Below are 22580 nucleotides of genomic sequence, written 5' to 3'. Positions count from 1 at the left end.
ACACCCTGCCGGCAAGACACCGCCTTCGGACAAGCCGTCGCGGTCGACACAGGAGGACAACATGAACACCAAGACCCTCAAGGTGAGTCGCCGACTCGCTGTGCGCTGGCGACTCGCTGTCGCACAGGGGCGAGACGCCGGGATGACGACCGCCGAGTACGCCGTCGGCACGCTCGCAGCAGTGGCCTTCGCGGCCTTGCTGATCGCCGTGATCAAGTCAGGAACGGTCAAGGCGGCGTTGACCAGCATCATCCAGTCGGCGCTGAGCACGGTGTCCTGATGGCCGGGCAGCTGCGAGCTCGACGAGGGTCGGTCAGGCGACGCGACACCGGCATGGTGTCCGCCGAGCTCGCAGCTGCCGTGCCCGCGGTCGTGTTCGTACTCGCGGTGGCACTCAATGCAGTGGTCATCGGGATCGACCAGGTCCGATGTGCGGATGCGGCTCGGCTGGCCGCGCGCTCGGCGGCACGGGGCGACTCCGCCGGAGCGGTCCAGGAGGCGGGGATGCGCAATGCGCCCGCCGGAGCTCGGGTCGGAGTGGCCGGCGACACCTGGGTACGGGTCTCGGTGACCAGTCCGGTGCCGGGTCCGCTGGGCTGGCTGGCAGGCGACCGGCAGCTGTCCGCCACGGCCCAGGCCGAGCGGGAGCTGGCTGCCGAGGAGGGCGCGCCATGACCCTGTGCCGCCCGAGCCCAGCGTGCCGTCGAACGGACAGGGGCTCGGGCTCCCTGCTCATGGTCGGCATCGCGGGCGTGACCCTCATCTTGATGGCCGGCGCCATGGTGCTGGTGAGCGTCGTGCACGCAAGCATGCGAGCGCGTACGGCCGCCGACCTTGCCGCGCTCGCCGCTGCGGATCGGGTGCTCAACCCGCGCCCTGACTCCGATCCGTGCGCGGCTGCAGGCAGCCTCGCTCAGGCGAACGGAGCGTCCTTGCTGAGCTGTGCGACCGGTGCCGAAGATGTCGTCGTGACCGTCGGGGTGCCCGTCTCAACACCTGGGCTCGGTCTGGCCCGGGTTCGAAGTCGCGCCGGTCTGGGGGAGGTGATGCCCCGATAATGGCTCGGTGACCGACATCGGGACGCAGTTCCAGCAGCGCGCGGCTGAGCATCTGAGTGCCCTCGTACGCATCCCGACCGTCTCCCATCCCGACCCCGGGCATCAGGATGATGTCGCCTTCGCTCGGTTCGTCAAGACCTTCGAGGCGTCCTACCCACTGCTCCATGAGCACCTCGATCGCACCACGGTCGGCCCTGGTGGACTGCTGTTCCATTGGGCTGGCGACAGCGCGGAGAAGCCCCTCGTACTGATGGCTCACTGGGATGTCGTCCCTGTGGTCGAGTCGGACTGGAGCGAGGACCCGTTCTCGGGGCGCGTCTCTGCCACGGACGTGCATGGTCGCGGGACGTTGGACGACAAGGGCTCGCTCGTCGTGATCTGTGAGGCGGTCGAAACCCTTCTGGCAGAAGGCTATTCGCCAGAGCAGGATGTCTACCTGTCCTTCGGGTGCGATGAGGAGGTGGCTGGTACGGCCGCGGTGGAGGCGGTCGACGAGCTGCGCAGCCGAGGGGTGACGCCATGGCTCGTCATCGACGAGGGTGGTGCGGTCGTCGAAGGCGTCTTCCCTGGGCTGCGCCGGCCGGCCGCACTGGTCGGTGTTGCGGAGAAGGGTCTGCTCGATCTGGAGATCACCACCGCTGACCAGGGTGGGCATGCCGCGATGCCGAGACAGGGCGGCGCTGTAGCGCGGCTTGCGCGAGCGATCGGCCGCCTCGACCAGCACCCGTTCCCGGTCACCCTGACCGACCCCGCTCTCGCCATGGTCGAGACACTCGGCGAGCACGTGAGGGGTCCGCTGCGAGCGGTGCTGTCCCGCGCCGGGTCCTTGCGCCCGGCGCTCGCGCAGGCGTTCGCGCGGATGGGGCCCGAGACCGCGGCCGTCGTCCGCACGACCGTTGCCATCACCCGGCTCGAGGGCAGCCCGGCCGCCAACGTCATCGCCGCCCGGGCAACCGCGCACGCCAACATCCGCATCCAGCTCGGAGAGACCGTCGAGAGTGTCGTCGCGCGCCTCGGTGACGTGATCAAGGACCGCACCATCGAGCTGCGCGTGGTGTCCGGCAGCAACCCGACATCGGTGTCACCAAGTGACGGTGAGCAGTTCGACGCGATCCGGTCCGCCGTCGCGGTGACCTATCCGGACGCGGTCACGGCGCCCTACGTGATGATGCAGGCCTCGGATGCCCGCCATTTTCATGCCATCAGCGATCACGTCTACCGCTTCAGCCCGTTCGCGATGACACGGGAGCAGCGCGACAGCATCCACGGTGTCGATGAGTACATCTCGCTCGATGCCCTCGGCCGCGGGGTGGCGTTCTACCGTCATCTGATCGCCGAGCGTCCCTAGCCCGGCCGCTGTCAGGCGTCGCGCTCGCGGTGCCGCTCGTTCCAGGCGCGCATCCGGGCGGGGTAACCGACGATCTGAGCGTCGTAGATCGGAAGGCGGAGATCCCGAGCGACCTTCGCGATGACCGCAGGCGTACCCACCCGACGGCGTCTCCACTCGCCGTCATGGGCCACCGCGACGGCCGAACTGCCTGTCGCGTAGGTCTCGGGCTCGACAAAGAACTCAACACCGCGTCTGGTTCGGGCGAACTCGATCAGAGCCTCGATATCAGCGTCGGTGGCCTCGCGGTCGAGCCGCGTCACCGAGCGACCTCGATGCTTGCGAATCCCGAACCGGTCGTTGAACCTGCCGCGGAACCTCATGAGTCCGTCCCGTCGTGCGAAGGCTCCGACGGCATCGGAGCACCTGCGTACGACAACGGTCCGGTACGCCGCCGGGTTCCGGCTGGCAGGGAAAAGTCGGCTGCAGGCCACGCGTCCGCGGGCGTATCGTGAAGCCATGCGCATGCAGCGATTTATCCGCCCCCGGCCGCACATCGGCCGCGTGGGCACGCTCGCAAGCGCCTAGTCCCGCGTCGGTTCGGCCGGGGGAGACCCTCCCCATCCGTACGAACCGAAGGACGTGACATGACCACTTATCTCTCCCCTGAGCAGCTGTACGACGCCCTCGCCCTCCGCGATCTGACGGACCCCGCGAGTCGTACCGAGGACGAGCCGCCGCATGCGATGGAGCAGCTCCTCAACAGCGCAGTCACCGCACTCGCTGAGGGCTGGCGCATCGACTCCCGGATCGTCCGAGTCAGCCCGCTCGTCAGCGTGCAGGACAACTACGACCGCCTCGGTTTCGACCGCACCGCCGTCACTCGCGATGCGCGCTACTCGCGCTACGTCAGCCCGACCGTGATGCTACGCAGCCACACCTCGGCAGCCGTCCCTGATCTGCTGAAAAGTATTGCGGCACAACGAAATTGCGACCATCACGACCGGCTGTACGCCCTCCCCGGCCTGGTCTACCGCCGCGACGCGATCGACCGTACGCACGTCGGCGCGCCACATCAGGTCGACCTCTGGCGGGTGACCGACGGTCCGGCGCAGACCGATACGGACCTGATGGTCATGGTCGAGACGCTCGTGGAGAGTGTGCTGCCCGGCGCCCGGTGGCGGACCGTTCCATCCCCTCATCCGTACACCCGCAACGGGCGCCAGGTCGACGTACGACACGGAGGCGAGTGGCTCGAGCTCGCTGAGTGCGGGCTGATCGACCCCGCCCTTCTCGAACGCTCCGGACTGGACTCAGCGCGATGGTCGGGTCTCGCGCTAGGCATGGGACTCGAGCGAGCACTCATGCTGCGCAAGGGAATTCCCGACATCAGGTTGCTACGCGCGACCGATCAGCGCATCGCTGACCAGATGCTCGGCCTCGAGCCGTGGCGGCCGGTCTCGATGCAGCCGCCCATCCGCCGCGACCTCTCCCTGGTGGTCGGCTGGGAGACCGACGAAGAGACGCTCGGCGATCGAGTGCGTACCGCACTAGGGCCGCGCGCGTCGTGGCTGGAGTCAGTGCAGCTGCTGTCCACGGCGACGTACGACGACCTGCCGCACCACGCGCGCCGGCGTCTGCAGATCGAGCCGGGTCAGGTGAATGCGTTGGTACGCCTCACGCTTCGGCCGCTGGACAGGACGCTGACGGATGACGCGGCCAACGAGATCCGCGACGAGGTCTACCGTGCGGTCCACGAAGGCCACGTGCTGGAGCTGATCGGCTGAGCCGCCTCCAACACAGATTGACTGCGGTAGCACGCATGCGTGCTACCGCAGTCAATCTGTGTTGGAAGGGGGACTACTCGTCCCGAGGGCGCCCCTCCGCGGGGCGCCCGTCAACAGCTCGCCCTTCGCCGTCCCGCACGCGGCCATCCACCTCGAGCGGGCGGTCCTCACCATCTGGCCCCTCCGCTTCACCCTTCAGGTCGGCCAGTCGCGCGTGCTCCCGCTCCCGCTCAGCGAGGGCGGCGTCGCGCTGCTTGCTGGCTTCGCGAGCCTGCTTCTCCAGGTCCTTGCGCTCGTGGCGACGGCGAGCACTGCGCTTGGACCCCCAGTAGAAGAACCGGATCGACAGCAGCAGCAAGGCCATCGAGACCGCACCGAGCAGGAACACGACGAGCGGGCTGACATGGACGTCGAGCCCGGCGGACGAGAGATCGACATCGGCGGAGTCGCCTGATGCGAGCAGCAGCCACAGCACGATCAGGGCGACGATGATGAGCAGGACAAGGGCAACGGCAATCACGACGAGCTCCTTCGCGCGGCGCAGAGGCCGCGGTGGACGTCCTTTTGTCCGGACCCTAGCCTCCCGGGTCGCTCGCATGGCGTAGGACGAGGTCGAGCACCGCCACCGCACCGGCCTTGCTCAACGGATTGTTGCCATTGCCGCACTTGGGCGACTGCACGCACGACGGGCAACCTGACACGCACCGGCACTCGGCGATGGCGTCACGCGTCGCACCCAGCCACGTCGCCGCCTGCTCGTAGCCCCGCTCGGCGAACCCGGCCCCTCCCGGATAGCCGTCGTAGACCACCACCGTCGGCAGCTCCGTGTCCGGATGCAGAGCAGTCGAGACGCCGCCGATGTCCCACCGATCCGACTGGGCGACCAGCGGCAGCATTCCGATCGAGGCGTGCTCGGCCGCGTGCAGCGCTCCGGGCCAATCCTCTTCTGTAACAACAGATTCGAGGGCATCAGGGTTGACCGTCCACCACACGCCGCGAGTCCTCAGCCGCTGTTCGGGCAGGTCGAGCGGGTGCTCGCCGATGACGTCACCCGAGGGCAGCCGCCGCAGGAACGAGGTGACCTGCGTGCGTACGTCCAGGGTGCCGAAGTGCAGGGAGACCGGACCCCATGTCGTACGCCGCTCGCTCGCCACGATGTCGAACGCGCTCACCGAGCGCGCCATCGTCGACCAGCCCGGGTCGCCGGCGGTGACGTGCGCGCTGCCGTCGGACAGGTCGAGGTCGGACACGACGTACGTCTGCCCCTGGTGCACATAGACCGCGCCGGTGTGGACGGCGCGGTGCGAACGTTCCGCGTCGACCGTTCCGAGGACGCGGCCGGTGCGGTTCTCGACGATCCGTACGACGGGCTCGCCTGTCCCACGCAACGAGAGATGATCGCCGGGCCGGTCGTCACGCGCCCAGAACCACCCGCGCGGTCGCCGGCGCAGCACCCCGCGCTCGACCAGCGTGTCGATCAGCGGCCGCATCGTCGGCCCGAAGTAGACCTCGTCGGCCGGGGTCAGCGGCAGTTCGGCCGCCGCCGCGGCCAGGTGCGGCGCGAGGACGTAGGGGTTCTCGGCATCGACCACCGAGGCCTCGACCGGCCGTCCGAGCAGCATCTCCGGGTGATGGATGAGATAGGTGTCGAGCGGGTCGTCGGCCGCGACGAACAGCACGAGCGACCGCTGACCGCTGCGACCAGCCCGACCGGCCTGCTGCCACAGGGACCCGACGGTGCCCGGCCAGCCGGCCAGCACCACGGCGTCCAGCCCGCTCACGTCGATGCCGAGCTCGAGCGCGTTGGTCGCCGCGAGCCCGCGCAGCGTCCCGTCGCGCAACGATCGTTCGAGGTCGCGGCGCTCCTCAGGCAGGTAACCACCGCGATACGCCGCCACGGTGGTCTCCAGCCCGGGAGACGACGACGCGAGTCGGTCACGCGCCATCTCGGCGACAACCTCGACGCCCACTCGGGACCGCGCGAAGGCCAGCGTCTGCACGCCCGACCCGACCAATGAGGTGAGCAGATCCGCCGACTCGGCCACCGCGCTCCGACGAGCCCCATCGGGCGGGCCGCCAGGGGGAGGGCCAGGCTGCCAGAGAGCGAAAGTCATTGCAGCGCGCGGAGATCCGTCGACCGACACCGGGCGTACGGGCTCGCCCACCAACGTGGACGCGTGCCCTGCCGGGTCGGCCACCGTCGCAGACGCGAGCACGAACGTCGGGTCGGACTTGTAGCGCGCCGCCACCCGTCGCAGCCGCCGCAGAACCGACGCCAGGTGTGCCCCGAAGACGCCGCGATAGGTGTGGCACTCATCGACCACGACGTACTGCAGCGACCGCAGGAATGGCGCCCACCGCTCGTGGTTCGGCAGCAGCGTGTGGTGCAGCAGGTCAGGATTGCTCAGCACGATCTGCGCGTGCTCGCGGATCCAGCGGCGCTCGTCGGGAGGGGTGTCGCCGTCGTACGTCGCCGCCCGGACTCCCGGCACCGCGAAGGACTCGATCCGGGCCAGCTGGTCACCGGCCAGGGCTTTGGTCGGCGCGAGGTAGAGCGCCGTCGCCCCGCGACCCGAAGCCGCGGACGTGCCGTCGGCCACCGCGGACAGCATCGGCAGCAGGTAGGCGAGGCTCTTGCCGGACGCCGTGCCGGTCGAGACGACCACGTGGTGACGGTCGTGCGCGAGCTCAGCGGCGTCGTACTGATGGGTCCAGAGACGGTCGATGCCGGTGCCGCGCACGGCCGCCGCGACCTGCGGATTGACCCATTCCGGCCACGCCGCGGTCTGCTCCAGGCGCTCGGGCAGGTCCTGGACGTGCAGCAGCTCGCCGGTGCCGACACCCTCGACGAGACGTCCGAGCGCCTGCGCCGGGTCGAAGCCCTCGGCGCGCTGATCTGGGCGTCCGGTATCCATCGACAGGACACGCTATGTGCTTGACCTGGCCGGGGTCGTTAGTGTTCAGGATCACCCAAGACGAAGGAGCTGCATCGTGGACCTGACCGTGACCACTCGAGCCGAGGGCGACGTGACCGTCGTACGTCTCGCCGGTGAGGTCGATGTGTTCAGCGCTCCGACGTTGCGGGACGAGCTGTCCCACGTCATCGCATCAGGTAAGACCAAGCTGCTGGCCGACCTCACGGACGTCCCGTTCCTGGACTCGACGGGACTCGGCGTCCTGGTCGGGCGGCTGAAGACCGTTCGGGTCCAGGACGGCGAGATGCGCCTGGTCATCAGCAGCGAACGCGTGCTGCGCAACTTCGAGATCACCGGCCTGGACAAGGTGTTCCGGATCTATCCCACCGTCGAAGAAGGCCTGGCCGACATGGCCGGGGAACGCTGACCCGACGCACAAGCGTTGGCCTGGGGCGTCGTACGACAACACAAGGGGCGAACATGCAGAGCAGTCTTTTCGATCAGCAGAACCTCGAGGTCCAGAGCCAGAACCGGTTCGGACTTCAGAACCCACAGATGCTGCGGGTCTCCCTCGGCCCGGACGTGCTGTCCGTGAAGGGCGCGATGGTCGCCTTCCAGGGCCAGGTCACGTTCAACCACGAGGGCGCCGGCTCGGTCGGCAAGCTCCTCAAGAAGGTCGTGACCAGCGAGGACGTGCCTCTGATGCGGGTCACGGGGCAGGGCGAGGTGTTCTTCGCCTCGGAGGCCGGCTTCGTGTTCCTGGTCGACCTCACCGGCGACGGCATCTCGGTCAACGGCCGCAACCTGCTGGCCTTCGACTCCGCCATCGACTGGGACATCAAGCGGGTCCAGGGCGCCGGCATGATGTCGGGCGGTCTGTTCAACATGGTGCTCAACGGACAGGGCACGGTCGCGCTGCACGCGGTCGGCCAGCCCGTCGTGCTCGACTGCTCGCAGCAGCCGACCTACGTCGACGTGCAGGCTGCGGTCGCCTGGTCGGCCAACCTGGTGCCGCAGGTCGTCAACAGCATGAACATGAAGTCGATGCTGCGCGGTGGCTCGGGTGAGGCTTTCCAGTACGCCTTCCACGGCCCGGGCTTCGTCGTCGTGCAGCCCAGCGAGTGGACCCCCGCTCAGGGTGGTCAGCAGCAGCAGGGTGGCCTCCTCGGCAACCTGATGAGCTGAGTGATTGATGGCCGGTGTCCCGCGGGCGGGCGCGGAGCTCATCTCGCTGCGCGACGCCCTCCGGGACGCCGGCTTCACGCTGGACGGCATCCGCGACTGTCTCGGTGAGCGCGCCAGCCGTGCACTGCACCGCGAGCAGGTGGTGCCCGCAGACCTGGTGACCCGTACGACGACCGCACCGGTTGGCGTACTCGTGCGCCTCTTCGCCCTCGGTCGTTCCGTGCCCGCCGAGGCGCTCGATCCTGTGCTCGCGGGTTGGGACGTCGACCGGCTCGTACGCGCCGGGCTGGTAGCGGTCGAGCGCGGACAGGTTCGGACGCTGTTCGATCTGCGGCCCTACGGCGACGACGAGCGCGAGTGGTGGGTGCTGTCCGACCTCACCGAGTCCATGACCGGACAACCCCTCTCGATCGATCACGTGCTCGGAATCGGTGGCGCCTCAACGACTTTGGCCTCCTGGACCGTACGCGCGCCCGTGGGCCGGGCGCTCGATCTCGGCGCCGGTTGCGGGGTGCAGTCGCTGCACCTCTCTCAGCACGCGTCGACCGTGGTCGCGACCGACGTGTCGGAGCGAGCCTTGGCGATCACCCGCTTCAACGCGGCGCTCAACGGACTGGACTGGGACATCCGGGCCGGCAACATGCTCGAGCCGGTCGCGGGCGAGACCTTCGATCTCGTGGTGAGTAATCCGCCGTTCGTCATCACACCTCGAACCGAGACGATGCCGACCTACGAGTACCGCGACGGCGGCCAGGTCGGGCATGCCGTCGTCGAGGACCTCATCCGGCAGGTCGGATCCCACCTGGCTCCCGGTGGGATCGCGCAGCTGCTCGGCAACTGGGAGGTCCCGGTCGGTGGCGCCTGGCGGGATGTCGTCGACGGTTGGTTGGACGGCACCGGCCTCGACGCGTGGGTGATTCAGCGCGATGTGCAGGACCCCGCTGAGTACGCCGAGCTGTGGGCCGGAGACGGCGGACACCGTTCGGGCACTGAAGGATTCGAGGAGATGTACGCCGGCTGGCTGGCCGACTTCGACCGTCGCGGTGTCGGTGAGATCGGCTTCGGTGTCATCACGCTCCAGCGCCCGGTCGGGGCTCGCGAGCCCTGGCGGAATCTCGTCGAGTCGACCGGATCGGTGGCGGCGCCCATGGGTCCATCGGTCGCGGCCGGTCTGGCCGCTCGCGCGTGGCTGGCCGAGCACGGCGACGCTGGTGTGCTCGCGACCGCGTGGCAGTGTGCGGCCGACGTGACCGAGGAGCGGCACGGTGCGCCCGGTGCGGACGACCCGACCGTGATCGTGGTGCGCCAGGGTGGCGGGCTGGGGCGGGCGTTCCGTGCGGACACCGTGCTGTCGGCGTACCTCTCGGTCTGCGATGGCTCACTCACGGCAGGTCAGGCGTTGGATGCGATCGCCTCACTGGTCGATGCAAGCCCGGAAGCCGTTCGTACGCAAGCACTTCCGCAGATCCGCGACCTGATCGCCGACGGCCTGCTGGTCGCCCCGCCGGTCGAGTAGCGGACCACCGCTGGTCGAGGAGCCGGACCTTCCCAACCGGCTGGTCGAGTAGCCGGACCTTCCCAACCGGCTGGTCGAGTAGCCGGAGCGCTAGCGGAGGCGTATCGAGACCGCCTCCAGAAATCTAGACAGACTGGACAGAAGTCGTCAGACTGGACCGCGAGGTGATCGACATGAGCTGGCAAGTCCAAGAAGCGAAGCAGCGGTTCAGCGAAGTGCTGCGCGCTGCGCACGATGCGCCGCAGGTCGTGACCAAGCACGGCCAGGACGTAGCCGTCGTCCTCGACATCGAGGAGTACCGGCGGCTGCAGCGCGGAGCGCTGACCTTCGCGGAGTTTCTGCGCGCGGAGCCGTTGCTCGATGATGACGATCTAGTGATCGAGCGGTCGCGATCGCTGCCGCGCGAGGTTGATCTGGGGTGACCTTCCTCCTCGACACGAATGTCTTGTCGGAGTTAAGGCGCCGCTACCCGGATGTCGGCGTCGTGCAGTGGTTCGGCGACATCGCCTCAGAAGAGATGTGGATCAGTGTGATCTCGCTCGGCGAGATCCGCGATGGGATCGAGCGTCTGCGCCGCAGGGACGTCGTGCAGGCTGCCCGGCTGGAGCGCTGGTTCAGGGTCCTTCGAACCGAGTATGCCGACAGGGCGATCCCGATCTCGGCGGAAATCGCTGACGAGTGGGGCAGACGGATGAATGCCGTGCAGACCATCCCGGTCGCGGACGGACTCATTGCGGCGACGGCCGTGGTGAGTGGGCTCACGCTGGTCACGAGGAACGCGGCCGACATGGAACACACGGGCGCGCAGGTCTTGAACCCGTTCAGCGGCATGAGTGGCTGACGCGCCGAAGGCAGCCCCGAGTTACCGAGTCAGTGAGCGCGCGACTACGCCTCGTGAGGGAGGACATCCTCCGGGCGGGGTGAGACGTCCTTCCAGATCAGCCACTTGTCGGCGATGGCCTGCTCGACGTCGATGCGGTGATGGTGGGCCAGCAGCAGCACCTGGCTCAGCACGTCTGCGACCTCCTCGCGGAACGCCGCGTCGATCGCCTCCGGCGTGAGCCCTTTCTGCCGCGCCTGACCCTGACGCATCAGATGCGCCTGAGTGAGCTCGCCGACCTCCTCGTGCAGCTTGAGGATCTGCCAGTTGTCGTCCCGCGTGATGTCGAAACGAGAGGCGTACGTCTGCGAGATCTGCTCGACCTGCGCGGTCAGCTCACGGATATCCACGTCGGCACCGTGCCACGACAGTCCGACAACGCCCGGCGAGAGGCAAACCAAACGCTCGAGAGGCGTACCTCAGGGGTTTGCCTCTGAAGCGATCGGTTTGCCTCTCGGCGAGGGCGTGTGAGCGTCAGGCGAGCTGCCAGGAGCGCTTGGACAGGCCGTACCAGAACCCGTCGATCACGCTCGTCGAGGCAGCGCCGCCGGCCGCTCCGAGGGCGACGTAGAGCGGCGCCCAGTGCTCGGTCCGCGGGTGCGCCTCGTGTGCCGCCGGCGCCCGGTGCAGGAAGTCCATCAGTCCATCCACGTCACCCGAGGCCATCGACTCAGCCGCCCAGGCGTCGAACTCCGAGGACGGCGTCGGCGGCGCCGCGTCTGCCGGCGCGCCCGGGTTGAACCAGCGCAGGTTGTGCGTCGTGAAGCCGGACCCGACGATCAGGGTGCCGTCGTCGCGCAGGGGAGCCAGCCGCTGGCCGAGCGCGAAGAGCTCCTGCGGGTCGAGCGTCGGCATGGACATCTGGAGCACCGGGATGTCGGCGTCCGGGTACATCTCCTTGAGCGGGACGTACGCCCCGTGGTCCAGTCCGCGCGTCTCATCGCGCTCGACGGGTACGCCGGGCTGCCGGACCAGTCCCGCGACCTCGTCCGCGAGGTCGCCCGCCGTGGGCGCGTCGTACGTCACCTCGTAGTAGTGCTGCGGGAAGCCCCAGAAGTCATAGAGCAGGGGAGCGCCCGTGGTCGAGGAGAGCGTGACCGGAGCGGCCTCCCAGTGCGCAGACACGATCAGGACGCGCTTCGGCCGAGGCAGATCCTGCCCCCACTGGGCGAGCTCGCCCGTCCAGCGCTCGTCGTCCGCAAGGGGCGGCGCGCCATGGCTGAGGTAGACGACGGGCAGGCGATCGCTCATGAACCGAGCCTAAACCCGCACGATTTAACGTTCAACTAGACGTCAACTAGCGAGCCTCGGCATGGGAACGGCTCAGCCAGGCCTTATGGTCTTAGCGGTCTCACGTCGGAGCAGCGACGAATCCGCTGCACGTGCCAGACCAGAACAGGAGCATCATTCGTGCCTCGCAAACTTGTCATCGTCGAGTCTCCGGCCAAGGCCAAGAAGATCGGCGAGTACCTCGGCTCCGACTACGTCGTGGATGCCAGCGTCGGCCACATCCGAGACCTCCCGACCCCGTCCGAGATGCCCGCGGACATGAAGAAGGGTCCCTACGGCAAGTTCGCGGTCGACGTCGACAACGGCTTTGACGCCTACTACGTCGTGGACGCCGACAAGAAGAAGAAGGTCTCGGAGCTCAAGCGCCTCCTCAAGGACTCCGACGAGCTCTACCTCGCAACGGATGAGGACCGCGAGGGCGAGGCCATCGCGTGGCACCTGCTCGAGGTTCTCAAGCCCAAGGTCCCGGTCAAGCGCATGGTGTTCCACGAGATCACCAAGGAAGCAATTCAGCGCGCTGCCAACAGCACTCGCGACCTGGACGACCGTCTCGTCAATGCCCAGGAGACCCGCCGCATCCTCGATCGCCTCTACGGCTACGAGATCAGCCCGGTCCTGTGGCGCAAGATCCGCCCTCGCCTGTCGGCCGGTCGTGTGCAGTCCGTGGCCACCCGCATGGTGGTCGAGCGCGAGCGTGAGCGCATGGCGTTCGTCGCGGCCTCCTACTGGGACGTCGAGGGTGAGTTCCGTCCCGAGTCGGCCGGACAGGCTTTCGCCGCAAGGCTTTCCGGCGTCGATGGCAAGCGCGTCGCGATCGGTCGCGACTTCGACGACCGCGGTCAGCTCAAGAGCGCCGAGCTCGTCCACCTGGACCAGTCGCGAGCCACCACGCTCGCCGAGTCGGTCGCGCAGTCGCGCGCCACGGTCTCTTCGGTCCAGGAAAAGCCTTACACCCGTAGGCCGTCCGCACCGTTCACGACGTCGACGCTGCAGCAGGAGGCCAGCCGCAAGCTGCGTCTGTCCTCCAAGAACGCCATGCGCGTGGCTCAGCGGCTCTACGAGAACGGCTACATCACCTACATGCGTACCGACTCCACGACGCTGTCGGAGTCGGCTCTCACCGCAGCCCGCCAGCAGGCGCGGGATCTCTACGGCGCCGAGTACGTCCCGGACAGCCCGCGCCGCTACGAGAAGAAGTCCAAGAACGCTCAGGAGGCGCACGAGGCGGTACGCCCGTCCGGCGACCGTTTCCGTACGCCCGCCCAGGTCGCCGGTGAGCTGCGCGGTGACGAGTTCGCGCTCTACGAGCTGATCTGGAAGCGCACCGTCGCCTCCCAGATGGCCGACGCCCGCGGGTCGACGGCGACGGTCAAGCTGAGCGTCCCGGTCGAGTCGAGCGGTTTTGCCAAGACGGCCGAGTTCTCCGCGAGCGGCACGGTCATCACCTTCCGCGGATTCCTGGCCGCCTACGAAGAGGGCCGCGACGCCACCCGCAACAGCGATGACGCCGACCAGGAGCGTCGCCTGCCCAAGATGGCCGAGGGCCTGGGCCTCGAGGTGCTGCGCGCCGAAGCCGACGGCCACACGACCAGCCCGCCCCCGCGCTACACCGAGGCGACCCTCGTGAAAGCCATGGAGGAGAAGGGGATTGGCCGACCGTCGACCTACGCCGCCACGGTCGGCACGATCCAGGACCGCGGCTACGTCGGCACCCGAGGCAACGCTCTCGTCCCGACCTGGCTGGCCTTCGCCGTCACTCGCCTGCTCGAGGAGCACTTCCCGACGCTGGTCGACTACGAGTTCACCGCATCGATGGAGGAGGGCCTCGACGACATCGCGGCCGGCAGCGACGACCGCGTGGCCTGGCTGAGCCGCTTCTACTTCGGCAACGAGGCGACGACGGCCGAGGGTCTGCGTCACCTGGTCGACCACCTGGGCGACATCGATGCCCGCGGGATCTCCACGATCGAGATCGGCGACGGCATCGTCGTACGCGTGGGTCGTTACGGTCCGTACGTCGAGGACACCGTGCCGCAGGGCGTGGACCCGGCCACTGGTGAGGTCACCGACGAGGTCGCGGCCGCCAAGACGACACCGCGTCGCGCGACCATCAACGACGACATCGCGCCCGACGAGATGACGCCGGCCATGGCTCGTGAGCTGCTCGAGGCCGCCGACGACGACGGTCGCGTGCTCGGCCAGGAGCCCGCGACGGGCCGCGACATCGTCGCCAAGGCCGGCCGCTACGGCCCTTACGTGACCGAGGTGCTGCCGGAGGACCCGCCACCACCGGCCCCGGTCGAGGGCGAGAAGCCCAAGCGCGCCAAGAAGGTCGTCAAGGCCAAGCCCCGGACCGCCAGCCTGTTCAAGGACATGGACCTGGCCTCGATCGACCTCGACACCGCGCTCAAGCTGCTGAGCCTGCCGCGCGTCGTCGGCATGAGCACCGAGATCGTCAAGGACGACGAGGGCAACGAGGTCGAGAAGCCGATCGAGATCACGGCGCAGAACGGCCGCTACGGTCCCTACCTCAAGAAGGGCACCGACTCCCGATCGCTGCAGACCGAGCAGCAGCTGTTCGACATCACCCTCGAAGAGGCACTGCAGATCTACTCCCAGCCCAAGCAGCGTGGCCGTGCGGCCACGCCGCCGCTGAAGGAGCTGGGCAACGACCCGGTGTCCGGCAAGCCGGTCGTGGTCAAGGACGGGCGCTTCGGCCCCTACGTCACCGACGGTGAGTCCAACGCCACGCTGCGCAAGGACGACGACCCCGAGTCGATCACGCCCGAGCGCGGCTTCGAGCTGCTCGCTGAGAAGCGGGCCAAGGGTCCGACCACGCGCAAGCGTCCGGTCAAGAAGGCCGCGAAGAAAACCGCCAAGAAGACTGCGAAGAAGACCGCCAAGAAGACGCCGGCCAAGAAGGCCTGAGGACCGAACTCCGGGGGGAGCCAGATGATGTACGTCGTTCGCGCACGTCGTGCAACGGCCGTATCTGCTGCTGTAGCAGGCGTTCTCGCGCTGAGCGCCTGCCAGCAGGAGGCTCCCTCGGCGACGCTTCCGCCTCGCGCAGCGAGCGTCGTCAAGACCTATCCCGTGCCCAGCCGCAATCACACGAGCGGCACGGTGCACTATCCGCAGAGTCCGCCGGTCGGCGGCAACCACAACCCGCTCTGGATCAACTGCGGGATCTACGACAAACCGATCCCCAACGAGAACGCCGTGCACTCCTTGGAGCACGGCGTCGTCTGGATCACCTACAAACCCAATGTCCTGAGCCAAGCCGACCTCGGTGTGCTTCGCACGCTGGCTCGTCAGCCCTACATGCTCATGTCGCCGTACGCCGACCAGGAGACCCCCGTCGTACTCACCGCGTGGGGCAAGCAGCTCGAGGTGCAGGACGTGCGCGACCCCCATGTCGCGGCGTTCGTCAAAGACTTCCTGCAAGGTCCGCAGACGCCGGAGCGCGGTGCGCCATGCTCGGGCGGCTACGATCCGGAAGGCGGTTCGGCCGTCGTATAACTCCGAACTGCGGTTCCCCGCTCGCCGGTGGCTCCCTGAGCCCTGCGGACACATGGAACCCCGCGATGGCGTACGCCGTCGCACACCCGACCCAGCAACGGCTCACCGCATTAGGAGCACCAACTCATGTCCCACCCCACCCGCGCCGCTCGCGCGGCTGTCGTCGCCCTCGCGCTCGCCGGAGCCTTCGGTCTGAGCGCCTGCCAGGACGAGGCGCCCGCCGCCGGCACGACCAACGGCGGATCCACCGCTTCCAGCACCGGAGCCCCCGCTGGCTCCGAGACCGCTGCACCCACCGATGAGTCCACGGGCTCCGACTCGACCGCCACGGACGGCGGCTCTGCCGGCTCCGGCGACGGTCAGGTCGCCACTAAGGGCACCAAGCTGAAGTTCGGCCAGCCCGCCGTGGTCCGTGAGGGCGACGAGTCCTCCGACGACTCCTACAAGCTGACCGCCAAGTCGCTCGAGATCGCACCCGACTCGGTCTACGCCGCGGCCAACCTCAACAAGGCCAACGGCAAGGTTTACTACCTGCGCTACGAGGTCACCAACATCGGCAAGGCGTCGGGCAGCAGCTTCGACGCCAGCGACGTCAACAGCTTCATGTTCACCCCGAAGCTCGCGCCCGGCCAGGAGGGCAAGAAGCTCATCCTCTCCGGTGACGCGGACAAGGCGTGTGAAAACGAGGACAAGGCCCTCGCGGTCGGCCAGACCGGCCAGGGCTGCGAGCCCTACCAGATCACCGGCGACACCATCACCGACGTGGTCTTCGCTCCCGGCGGCACGATCGACGTGACCTGGAGCAAGTAGTCCAGACCAACGCAAAGGCCCGGATCCCGTTGGGATCCGGGCCTTTTCGCTGTCCCGATCAGTGCTGGGGGACGGTGTCGCCGAACGTGAGCGGCTCACGGGTGAAGCGGTACGTCGCCCAGTTCAGCTGGCGTACGGAGCCATCGGAGTGACGGCGTACCTGCAGGAGCTCACCCTTCTCCCGGCCGGCGACCGTGCGGTAGACGTCATCCGCGACGCGTTCGAACACCGACGACGGACGGACGGCGGGCAGGCCGTCGATGCGTGCCTCGAGGTGACCCTCCTTGATGACGAACGTGAATCCCGTGCCCTCGGAGTACCACCGGCCGATCAGCGGCACGAGCTCGGCGGGCTGCGACGTGCCGGGGCTCCAGGTCGTCAGGGGAGCGGGCGCGTGCTCCCGGACGTAGTCGGCGGCGTCGACCGCGACAGCGCGCGGATCGGGGGCGTTGGTGGCGTTCATGAAGGACAGACCGGTCGTGGCCGACGCGCGCTCGGTGAACATGCCGGTGATCGCGCCGGGCAGGCCGCCGGTGTGGCCCACCCACGTACGACCGTTGACCCGGGCGATCTCCAGGCCAAGACCCCAGCCCAGCGTCCAGCCGGTCGTGTCAGCGACGATCTGCGGCTGGCACATCTCCTCGATGGTGTCAGGGCTGAGCACCTGCGAATCCGGTGCGGCGAGGAAGCCGTGCCAGGCCGCCATGTCCGAGGCGGTGCTCCAGATGCCGCCGGCGGGCGCCGTCGCGCCCTTGCCGAGGCGCGGCTCCTCGACCGGTACGTCGGTGAACGGCGGCACGAAGTACGTGCCGGACACCTGGCCGGTCGGCTTGAGCCCGGTGCGTGCGAGGCCGAGAGGGTCGAGGAGCCGGGCCTGCAGGCTGTCGCCCCACTCCCGGCCGTCGAGCCGCGCGATGATCTCGCCGAGGATGGAGTAGCCGAGATTGCTGTAGTGCCAGTGGGTGTGGGGGCGCATGATGCGCTCGGCCTGGTTCCAGCCGTCCACCAGGCCCTCGCGGTCCGGGAAGTCCAGAGTGTCCCAAACGTCCCCCACGGGCTCTCGCTGCATGCCTGTCGTGTGCGCCAGCAGCTGGCGGATGGTGACCTGCGGATGAGTGGTCTCGGAGATGTGCTGGTCGACCGTGTCGTCCAGCGTCAGGCGTCCCTCGTCGCGCAGCTGCATGACCATCACGGCGGTGAAGGTCTTGGTGTTGGACGCGACCTGGAAGTGCGTGTCCACACCGGGAGCAACATCCGGCTGACTGAGTTCTGCTGCGCCAATTCCCTTTGACCACAACAGTTTTCCGTCCCTCGCGACTGCTGACAGGAGGCCGGGCACACGGCCCTCGACCTGGCGCTTCGTCGCGAGTCGCGTGAGCTCGCGGTCGATTTCGGGGCTGATGGCGGGGTTGTCCTGGCTCATGACACCGAACTTACGTGGTCTCGATCCGTGGCAAAGGTCACTCTCAAGACACCGAGAGGTCGCATCACGGCCACATTGGACAGCGAGAGTACGAACAACCACACGTACAGGTATCGGCACAGGAGGGGAATCGGCGATGGCTCTCGCGCCGCCCCATCGTGCCCCGCGGGCATCTGCTCTGCTGCCCGCCCGTGCGTCGGGGGACGTACGCCGGATCAGCCTCACCTGGCAGCAGCCCGGCAGCTTCGATGCTGCCTCCTTCACTGTGCACGGGCAGCGGGTCCACAAGTCACCGGCGCCCAGGCTTCGGCCGTCCGAGGACCATCTGCTCGCCACCGTGCGCGAGCCACTGTTCCTGCACCACGGGCTTGCGCCTCAAGGTGAGCGCTGGGAGTACCTCGTGCAGGCGCTGGACCGGGCCGGCGCCGTTCAGGCCGCGAGCGATGCCGTCGAGGCCACCTCGAGGACGTCGGTCACCGTCACGGGACATCCCGTCGCCACCGTTGGCTCGTTCAACGGGCAGGGCCTTGAGCTCGCGCTGTCCCCGTCGGGATTCGTGCGCTATCAGTCGGTGTTCCCCGCCGATGTCGACTTCACCCACGGCCGCGATCGTGCTGACACGTCCTGGAGCTATCTGCAGCCCGGACCTGACGACGCCTGGGCCGGCCGGCGCGGTCACCGCTTCCGCCTGCGGTTCTGGCTGGACGAGCAGCCCGAAGACGACCTCGACCTCGCCCTCTGGCTCACCGATCGCCACCCGGTTCGCGCGGGCGCGGCCGGTCTGCTGGTCAACGGCAGGCGTCTGGACCCGCTCATCTTCGCCGACGAGGTCGAGCCACCGGAGACCCCGGCGGGTGGGGACGTGCCTGGCCACGGTGCGGGACCGGCGTACATCGAACGTTCTTTGCGCAGAGGCCTTTTCGTGGCTGGCGAAAACATCCTCGAGATCGTGAAGGACCAGGGTTCGTGGATCGCGTACGACGCCCTCGGCATCTTCGCGCGGACCGCGCCCGCATTCTGACGGAGTGGTCCTCACCCGCGTGGCAGCATGAGCCGCATGGTCCTCGGTCAGGCGTCTCCGAGCGTACGGTCGGTCGAGTGGCCGATTCGCACTCCACGGCTGCTCCTCAGGCCGATTGCCGCCGATGACGTCGATGCACTACTGACCTATCGCTCAGATCCGAGCGTGCAGCACTACACGGGTCGTGGCGCGATGAGTCGTGACGATGTCCAGGAGCGGATCGCCAGCAGTCTGAGCCGGATGCAGCCGGACGCCGATCACCCGATGGTCGCACTGGCAGTCGTGGATCGGAGCGACGGAGCCGTCCGCGGTGACGCGATGATCGGGTTCCGGCCGGCCCGGACCGTCGGGGCCGAGACCGCCGAGTGGGAGGGTGTGGTCGGCTACAGCCTGCACCAGGACTTTCACGGCCGAGGTTGGGGCGGCGAGGTCGGAAAAGCGTTGCTGGACATAGCCTTTGGGACCCTCGACCTACGGCGGGTGACGGCCGACGTGTTCGCCGACAACGAGCCCTCACGCCGTCTGCTCGAGCGACTGGGGATGCGCGTGGAGGGGCGGTCGGTGCAGGCCGTGCTCGGCAAGGACGGGCGTTGGTGGGACGACCTCCACCTGGCGATCCTGCGCGACGAGTGGCAGCCGAACGGATGAGCATGACGGACGCTGCGTGGCTGGCGCCCGTCGGTGGAGCCGTGTGGTCGCCGCGCTCGGCGGTCACGGAGCAGGTCTGGCGCGAAGCCATGGGGCCGGAGTATCCCGATGGTCTCGACGTCTACAGCTGGACCAGTCGCACCGAGCTGGAGCAGATACGAGGCGTGCTGCTGCATGAAGGTGTTGGCCGAGTCGCTGACCTCGGTTGCGGGTCAGGCGGTCCCGGCCTGTGGCTCAGCGCGTCTGTGGGCGCCGACCTCGTCGCGGTCGACGCCGACACGACGGCACTGCACCTCGCGAAGGGTCGTGCGGAGACCGCACATCGTCGTACGGCTTGCCTGGCTGGTTCGTTCGAGGCGATTCCCCTGCAGAGCAACTCGGTCGACGCGGTCGTCAGCATCGATGCGCTGCTCTTTGCTCAGGACAAGGCGCTCGCGGCTGCCGAGATCGCGCGGGTCCTGAGGCCGGGTGGTTGTCTCGTCCTCACGTCGTGGGACTACGCCCGCCAACCGGCGGGTCGACCGCCGCAGGTCGAGGACCATCGTCCCGTCCTCGAGAGTGCCGGGCTGACGGTCGAGCGGTACGACGAGACGCCTGACTGGCGTGCGCGGCAGGAGACGACGGCGCGCCTCCTCCTCGAACGAGTGGACGACCTCGCGCTAGAGGGACGCCGCGACGCACAGCGCCTGCGAGAGGACATCACCACCATGGCGCGCTCGTTCGACGATCAGTCGGGGCGGTTCCTCGCCGTCGCACGACGGGCCTCGACGGAAGCCGACCCTCGTCGCTGCTGAGCAAGATCGATCAAGTGGCGCCACCGGCGTACGGACGACGCTGAACCCAACATTCCTTCACTGGAGGTCCAGTCATGTCACTGCCGTACGCCGAACCCCTGACCGTGCGCGAGCCGTGCGAGCTCGTCGTCCCCGAGCCGCCGCGGCGAGGTGAGCCGGGCGGCGACGTCTGCGGCGCGTGCGAGTGGTCGGACCGAGCCCAGACCCTCTGGTCGGACGAGCAGTGGCGCCTGCACAGTCCTGGGCAGACCAGCCTGCGGGGCGCGGTCTGGCTCGCCAGCACGGTGCACGTCGACTCGTTCGCGGACCTACCGCCTGAGCATCAGGCGAGCTTTGGTCCCGTCTGCGCCCGCGTCGATCGAGCGCTGATGAGCCTCGACGGCGTAGCCCGCGTGTACCTCTACCGATGGGGCGACGGCGGCGCCCACTTCCACGTGTGGTTCATGCCGCGACCGATCGGCCGGCTCGACATGATGGGCCACATGCTGCCGGTCTGGGAGGACACGATGCCGCCCCTGTCGCGTGCCGAGATCGACGCTGTCGGAGCCGAGATCAGCTCGACCATGGCCATCTGATGAGCACGACCCTCGCGCGTCGGCTCGGACTCTCCGACGCCGTGGTCATCGGACTCGGCTCGATGATCGGCGCGGGGCTCTTCGCCGCATTCACACCAGCGGCCGAGGCGGCCGGCTCCGGGCTGCTCCTCGGCCTCACGCTCGCCGCCTTCGTGGCGTTCTGCAACGCGACGTCCTCGGGCCAGCTCGCGGCGCAGTACCCCTCGTCCGGTGGCACCTACGTCTACGGGCGTCAACGACTCGGCGACTGGTGGGGCTATCTCGCGGGCTGGTGCTTCGTGATCGGCAAGACGGCCAGCTGTGCTGCGATGGCGATGACCGCTGCGGCGTACGCCGTCCCGTCCGGCTGGCAACGCCCGGTGGCGGCCTGCGTGGTCCTGGTCATCACCGCGGTGAATCTGCGCGGTGTCACGCGGACTGCCTTGGCGACGCGCGCGATCGTGGCCGTCGTGCTCATCCTGCTGGTCGTCCTCGTGGTCGCTTGTGTGGCCGGTGGCCAGGCTGACGTTGATCGAGCCTGGTCGACGGATGGCGTTGGTATCTATGGGATCTGGCAGTCAGGTGGCCTGCTGTTCTTCGCGTTCGCGGGCTATGCCCGGATCGCCACGATGGGTGAGGAGGTGCGCGATCCGACGCGTACGATCCCGCGCGCGATCGTCACCGCCCTGAGTGTCGCTGTGGTGCTCTATGCCGTGGTCGCGGTGAGCGTCCTGTCGGTCCTTGGCCCGGATCGGCTGGCTCACACAGCGGCACCACTGGCGGAGGCTGCTGGAGCTGGCTGGCCATGGGCTGAGCCGGTGGTTCGCGTCGCCGGCACCTTGGCCGCGATCGGTGCGTTGCTCGCCCTCGTCGCCGGCATCGGTCGTACGACGCTTGCGATGGCTCGGGAGGGAGATCTGCCGAGGTGGATGGCTGCCGTGCATCCGACGTACCGGATCCCTCATCACGCCGAGATCGCGGTGGGCGCGGTCGTCTGCGTGCTCGTGCTGGTCGCGGATCTCCGCGGTGCTATTGGGTTTTCGTCGTTCGGCGTGCTGCTCTACTACGCCGTCGCCAACGCTGCGGCGTACAGCCAGGACGGCGCGCACCGTCGGTGGCCCAGGGCGCTCCAGCTCATGGGGCTGGTGGGCTGCGTCAGCCTCGTCGCCACGCTGCCGTGGCGCTCCGTCGTGGTGGGGCTGTTGGTGCTGGCAGTCGGCGTCGGCTACCGGGTGCTCAGGCGATCAGCACCAGTCGCGGAGTAAGGCGGCGACGTCCTCCGGGCTGCGCAGGCCCTGGGCGACGGCGATGACCAAGTCGTAGGCGTCGTCGTGCGGGGCGGTCACGACGATCCCGTTGAGGGCGAGGAAGACCACGGTGCTGGCCCAGCTGAGGCGCTCGTTGCCGTCAGTGAGCGGCTGCCCGCGCACGATCGACTCGAGCAGCACGGCCGCCTTGAGATGGATATCGGGATAAGTGTCGTCGCCGAAAACCGTTGCGGCAGGCCGATGTGCAGCGCCGTCGAGCAAGCCGAGGTCACGGACCTCGACGTCGCTGCCGAGCTCGACAGCGATGTCGAAGAGGTCCTCGGTCGTCAGGTAGCGGGTCACCGTGCGAGGCGGCTGAGGAGGCGGCCGTAGTCCTCGGCGGTCTGCCGTGCGAGGCGACGTACGTCCTCGCGGTGGGCGGATCGGCTGCCTTGTTCGAGGATCGCTCGATTGATTGCTTCGTTCTTGCTGATGCCTTGCTGCTCGGCCATGGCCGACAGCACCGTGTCCGCCTCGGAGGTCAGCCGTACGTTCATCGCCATGAACCCGGATGCTATTGCCCCGGAGCCCGCTCACCTAGCCTGG

General features: G+C 68.4%; 26 protein-coding genes. 18 read left to right on the top strand and 8 right to left on the bottom strand.

Annotation, left to right across the window (positions count from 1 at the left end; all coding sequences use genetic code 11):
- The first annotated feature begins 61 nt into the window (after positions 1–61).
- The 4 genes from VV02_RS23355 to VV02_RS23340 are packed head-to-tail and all read left to right on the top strand — an operon-like array spanning position 62 to position 2406.
- A complete protein-coding gene (locus tag VV02_RS23355; protein WP_052595557.1) occupies positions 62–280 on the top strand; it encodes a DUF4244 domain-containing protein in 219 nt (72 codons plus the stop codon).
- Positions 280–675, top strand: coding sequence for a TadE family type IV pilus minor pilin (locus VV02_RS26750; protein ID WP_169787743.1), 396 nt, complete (start codon positions 280–282; stop codon positions 673–675). The genes VV02_RS23355 and VV02_RS26750 overlap by 1 nt, the downstream gene beginning before the upstream one ends.
- Positions 672–1058, top strand: coding sequence for an Rv3654c family TadE-like protein (locus VV02_RS26745; RefSeq protein WP_083450384.1), 387 nt, complete (start codon positions 672–674; stop codon positions 1056–1058). Before VV02_RS26750 ends, VV02_RS26745 begins: the two co-directional genes overlap by 4 nt.
- 7 nt (positions 1059–1065) lie before the next feature.
- Entirely contained in the window at positions 1066–2406 is a 1341-nt protein-coding gene (locus VV02_RS23340) for a M20/M25/M40 family metallo-hydrolase (protein WP_245633176.1), read from the top strand.
- Positions 2407–2417: 11 nt separating this feature from the next.
- Here the strand turns inward: VV02_RS23340 and VV02_RS23335 are convergent, their stop codons facing one another.
- Positions 2418–2768: a hypothetical protein gene (locus VV02_RS23335; RefSeq protein WP_052595553.1), complete on the bottom strand. Its 351-nt coding sequence runs from the start codon at positions 2766–2768 to the stop codon at positions 2418–2420.
- Positions 2769–3032: 264 nt separating this feature from the next.
- Between VV02_RS23335 and srmL the strand changes: the two genes are divergently transcribed.
- On the top strand, positions 3033–4172 hold the full coding sequence (gene srmL, locus VV02_RS23330) for a PheS-related mystery ligase SrmL (RefSeq protein ID WP_052595551.1): 1140 nt from the start codon (positions 3033–3035) through the stop codon (positions 4170–4172).
- A gap of 73 nt (positions 4173–4245) precedes the next feature.
- Here the strand turns inward: srmL and VV02_RS23325 are convergent, their stop codons facing one another.
- Both VV02_RS23325 and VV02_RS23320 read right to left on the bottom strand, forming a co-directional pair.
- The gene (locus VV02_RS23325) at positions 4246–4692 is read right to left on the bottom strand and encodes a hypothetical protein (protein ID WP_052595549.1); all 447 of its coding nucleotides are present in this window, start codon (positions 4690–4692) and stop codon (positions 4246–4248) included.
- Positions 4693–4747: 55 nt separating this feature from the next.
- Complete coding sequence (locus VV02_RS23320; protein WP_083450383.1) at positions 4748–7087, bottom strand: DEAD/DEAH box helicase; 2340 nt, start codon at positions 7085–7087, stop codon at positions 4748–4750.
- A gap of 76 nt (positions 7088–7163) precedes the next feature.
- Here VV02_RS23320 and VV02_RS23315 point away from each other — a divergent pair, with 76 nt between their 5' ends.
- The 5 genes from VV02_RS23315 (at position 7164) to VV02_RS23295 (ending at position 10629) form a co-directional block, all read left to right on the top strand.
- Positions 7164–7514: an anti-sigma factor antagonist gene (locus VV02_RS23315; protein ID WP_052595547.1), complete on the top strand. Its 351-nt coding sequence runs from the start codon at positions 7164–7166 to the stop codon at positions 7512–7514.
- A gap of 53 nt (positions 7515–7567) precedes the next feature.
- Positions 7568–8272 carry an AIM24 family protein gene (locus VV02_RS23310; RefSeq protein ID WP_052595545.1) on the top strand — a complete coding sequence of 235 codons (705 nt, stop codon included), beginning with the start codon at positions 7568–7570 and terminating at the stop codon, positions 8270–8272.
- A 7-nt stretch (positions 8273–8279) separates the two neighbouring features.
- Positions 8280–9788, top strand: a complete 1509-nt coding sequence (locus VV02_RS23305; RefSeq protein ID WP_052595543.1) for a DUF7059 domain-containing protein — start codon at positions 8280–8282, stop codon at positions 9786–9788.
- A gap of 173 nt (positions 9789–9961) precedes the next feature.
- Positions 9962–10210 (top strand): type II toxin-antitoxin system Phd/YefM family antitoxin, encoded by a 249-nt coding sequence (locus tag VV02_RS23300; protein ID WP_052597469.1) that lies wholly within the window; start codon positions 9962–9964, stop codon positions 10208–10210.
- A complete protein-coding gene (locus VV02_RS23295; RefSeq protein ID WP_052595542.1) occupies positions 10207–10629 on the top strand; it encodes a type II toxin-antitoxin system VapC family toxin in 423 nt (140 codons plus the stop codon). Before VV02_RS23300 ends, VV02_RS23295 begins: the two co-directional genes overlap by 4 nt.
- Positions 10630–10673: 44 nt before the next feature.
- On the opposite strand, the gene VV02_RS23290 is transcribed toward VV02_RS23295, so the two are convergent.
- Positions 10674–11018 carry a nucleoside triphosphate pyrophosphohydrolase family protein gene (locus VV02_RS23290; protein ID WP_052595540.1) on the bottom strand — a complete coding sequence of 115 codons (345 nt, stop codon included), beginning with the start codon at positions 11016–11018 and terminating at the stop codon, positions 10674–10676.
- 124 nt (positions 11019–11142) lie between these two features.
- Positions 11143–11919 (bottom strand): dioxygenase family protein, encoded by a 777-nt coding sequence (locus VV02_RS23285; protein WP_052595537.1) that lies wholly within the window; start codon positions 11917–11919, stop codon positions 11143–11145.
- A gap of 159 nt (positions 11920–12078) precedes the next feature.
- On the opposite strand from VV02_RS23285, the gene topA reads away from it, so the two are divergent.
- The 3 genes from topA to VV02_RS23270 all read left to right on the top strand — a co-directional run bounded on the left by topA (position 12079) and on the right by VV02_RS23270 (position 16287).
- Positions 12079–14886: a type I DNA topoisomerase gene (topA, locus tag VV02_RS23280; RefSeq protein ID WP_052595535.1), complete on the top strand. Its 2808-nt coding sequence runs from the start codon at positions 12079–12081 to the stop codon at positions 14884–14886.
- Positions 14887–14910: 24 nt separating this feature from the next.
- Positions 14911–15477: a thioredoxin-like domain-containing protein gene (locus VV02_RS23275; RefSeq protein ID WP_052595534.1), complete on the top strand. Its 567-nt coding sequence runs from the start codon at positions 14911–14913 to the stop codon at positions 15475–15477.
- 126 nt (positions 15478–15603) lie between these two features.
- Complete coding sequence (locus tag VV02_RS23270; RefSeq protein WP_052595532.1) at positions 15604–16287, top strand: hypothetical protein; 684 nt, start codon at positions 15604–15606, stop codon at positions 16285–16287.
- Positions 16288–16345: 58 nt separating this feature from the next.
- Here VV02_RS23270 and VV02_RS23265 read toward each other — a convergent pair whose 3' ends face one another.
- On the bottom strand, positions 16346–17710 hold the full coding sequence (locus tag VV02_RS23265; protein ID WP_052595530.1) for a serine hydrolase domain-containing protein: 1365 nt from the start codon (positions 17708–17710) through the stop codon (positions 16346–16348).
- A 136-nt stretch (positions 17711–17846) separates the two neighbouring features.
- Here VV02_RS23265 and VV02_RS23260 point away from each other — a divergent pair, with 136 nt between their 5' ends.
- From VV02_RS23260 to VV02_RS23240, 5 genes are all read left to right on the top strand, one after another.
- Positions 17847–18731 carry a hypothetical protein gene (locus tag VV02_RS23260; protein ID WP_052595528.1) on the top strand — a complete coding sequence of 295 codons (885 nt, stop codon included), beginning with the start codon at positions 17847–17849 and terminating at the stop codon, positions 18729–18731.
- A gap of 27 nt (positions 18732–18758) precedes the next feature.
- Positions 18759–19379: a GNAT family N-acetyltransferase gene (locus VV02_RS23255; protein WP_083450382.1), complete on the top strand. Its 621-nt coding sequence runs from the start codon at positions 18759–18761 to the stop codon at positions 19377–19379.
- 2 nt (positions 19380–19381) lie between these two features.
- Complete coding sequence (locus VV02_RS23250; protein WP_052595524.1) at positions 19382–20173, top strand: class I SAM-dependent methyltransferase; 792 nt, start codon at positions 19382–19384, stop codon at positions 20171–20173.
- 74 nt (positions 20174–20247) lie between these two features.
- Positions 20248–20748 carry an HIT family protein gene (locus VV02_RS23245; protein WP_052595523.1) on the top strand — a complete coding sequence of 167 codons (501 nt, stop codon included), beginning with the start codon at positions 20248–20250 and terminating at the stop codon, positions 20746–20748.
- Positions 20748–21992: an APC family permease gene (locus tag VV02_RS23240; protein WP_052595521.1), complete on the top strand. Its 1245-nt coding sequence runs from the start codon at positions 20748–20750 to the stop codon at positions 21990–21992. The genes VV02_RS23245 and VV02_RS23240 overlap by 1 nt, the downstream gene beginning before the upstream one ends.
- Here the strand turns inward: VV02_RS23240 and VV02_RS23235 are convergent.
- Together VV02_RS23235 and VV02_RS23230 are read right to left on the bottom strand one after the other, a co-directional pair.
- Entirely contained in the window at positions 21972–22337 is a 366-nt protein-coding gene (locus VV02_RS23235; RefSeq protein WP_052595519.1) for a type II toxin-antitoxin system death-on-curing family toxin, read from the bottom strand. The two genes, VV02_RS23240 and VV02_RS23235, sit on opposite strands and share 21 nt — an antisense overlap.
- Entirely contained in the window at positions 22334–22537 is a 204-nt protein-coding gene (locus VV02_RS23230; RefSeq protein WP_052595517.1) for a hypothetical protein, read from the bottom strand. The genes VV02_RS23235 and VV02_RS23230 overlap by 4 nt, the downstream gene beginning before the upstream one ends.
- Between the last annotated feature and the right edge of the window lie 43 nt (positions 22538–22580).

Source organism: Luteipulveratus mongoliensis (assembly GCF_001190945.1).
In the GTDB taxonomy this organism is placed as follows: domain Bacteria; phylum Actinomycetota; class Actinomycetes; order Actinomycetales; family Dermatophilaceae; genus Luteipulveratus; species Luteipulveratus mongoliensis.
Note: the sequence above shows the minus strand (reverse complement) of the source record. Positions and strands in the feature narration are given on the sequence as shown.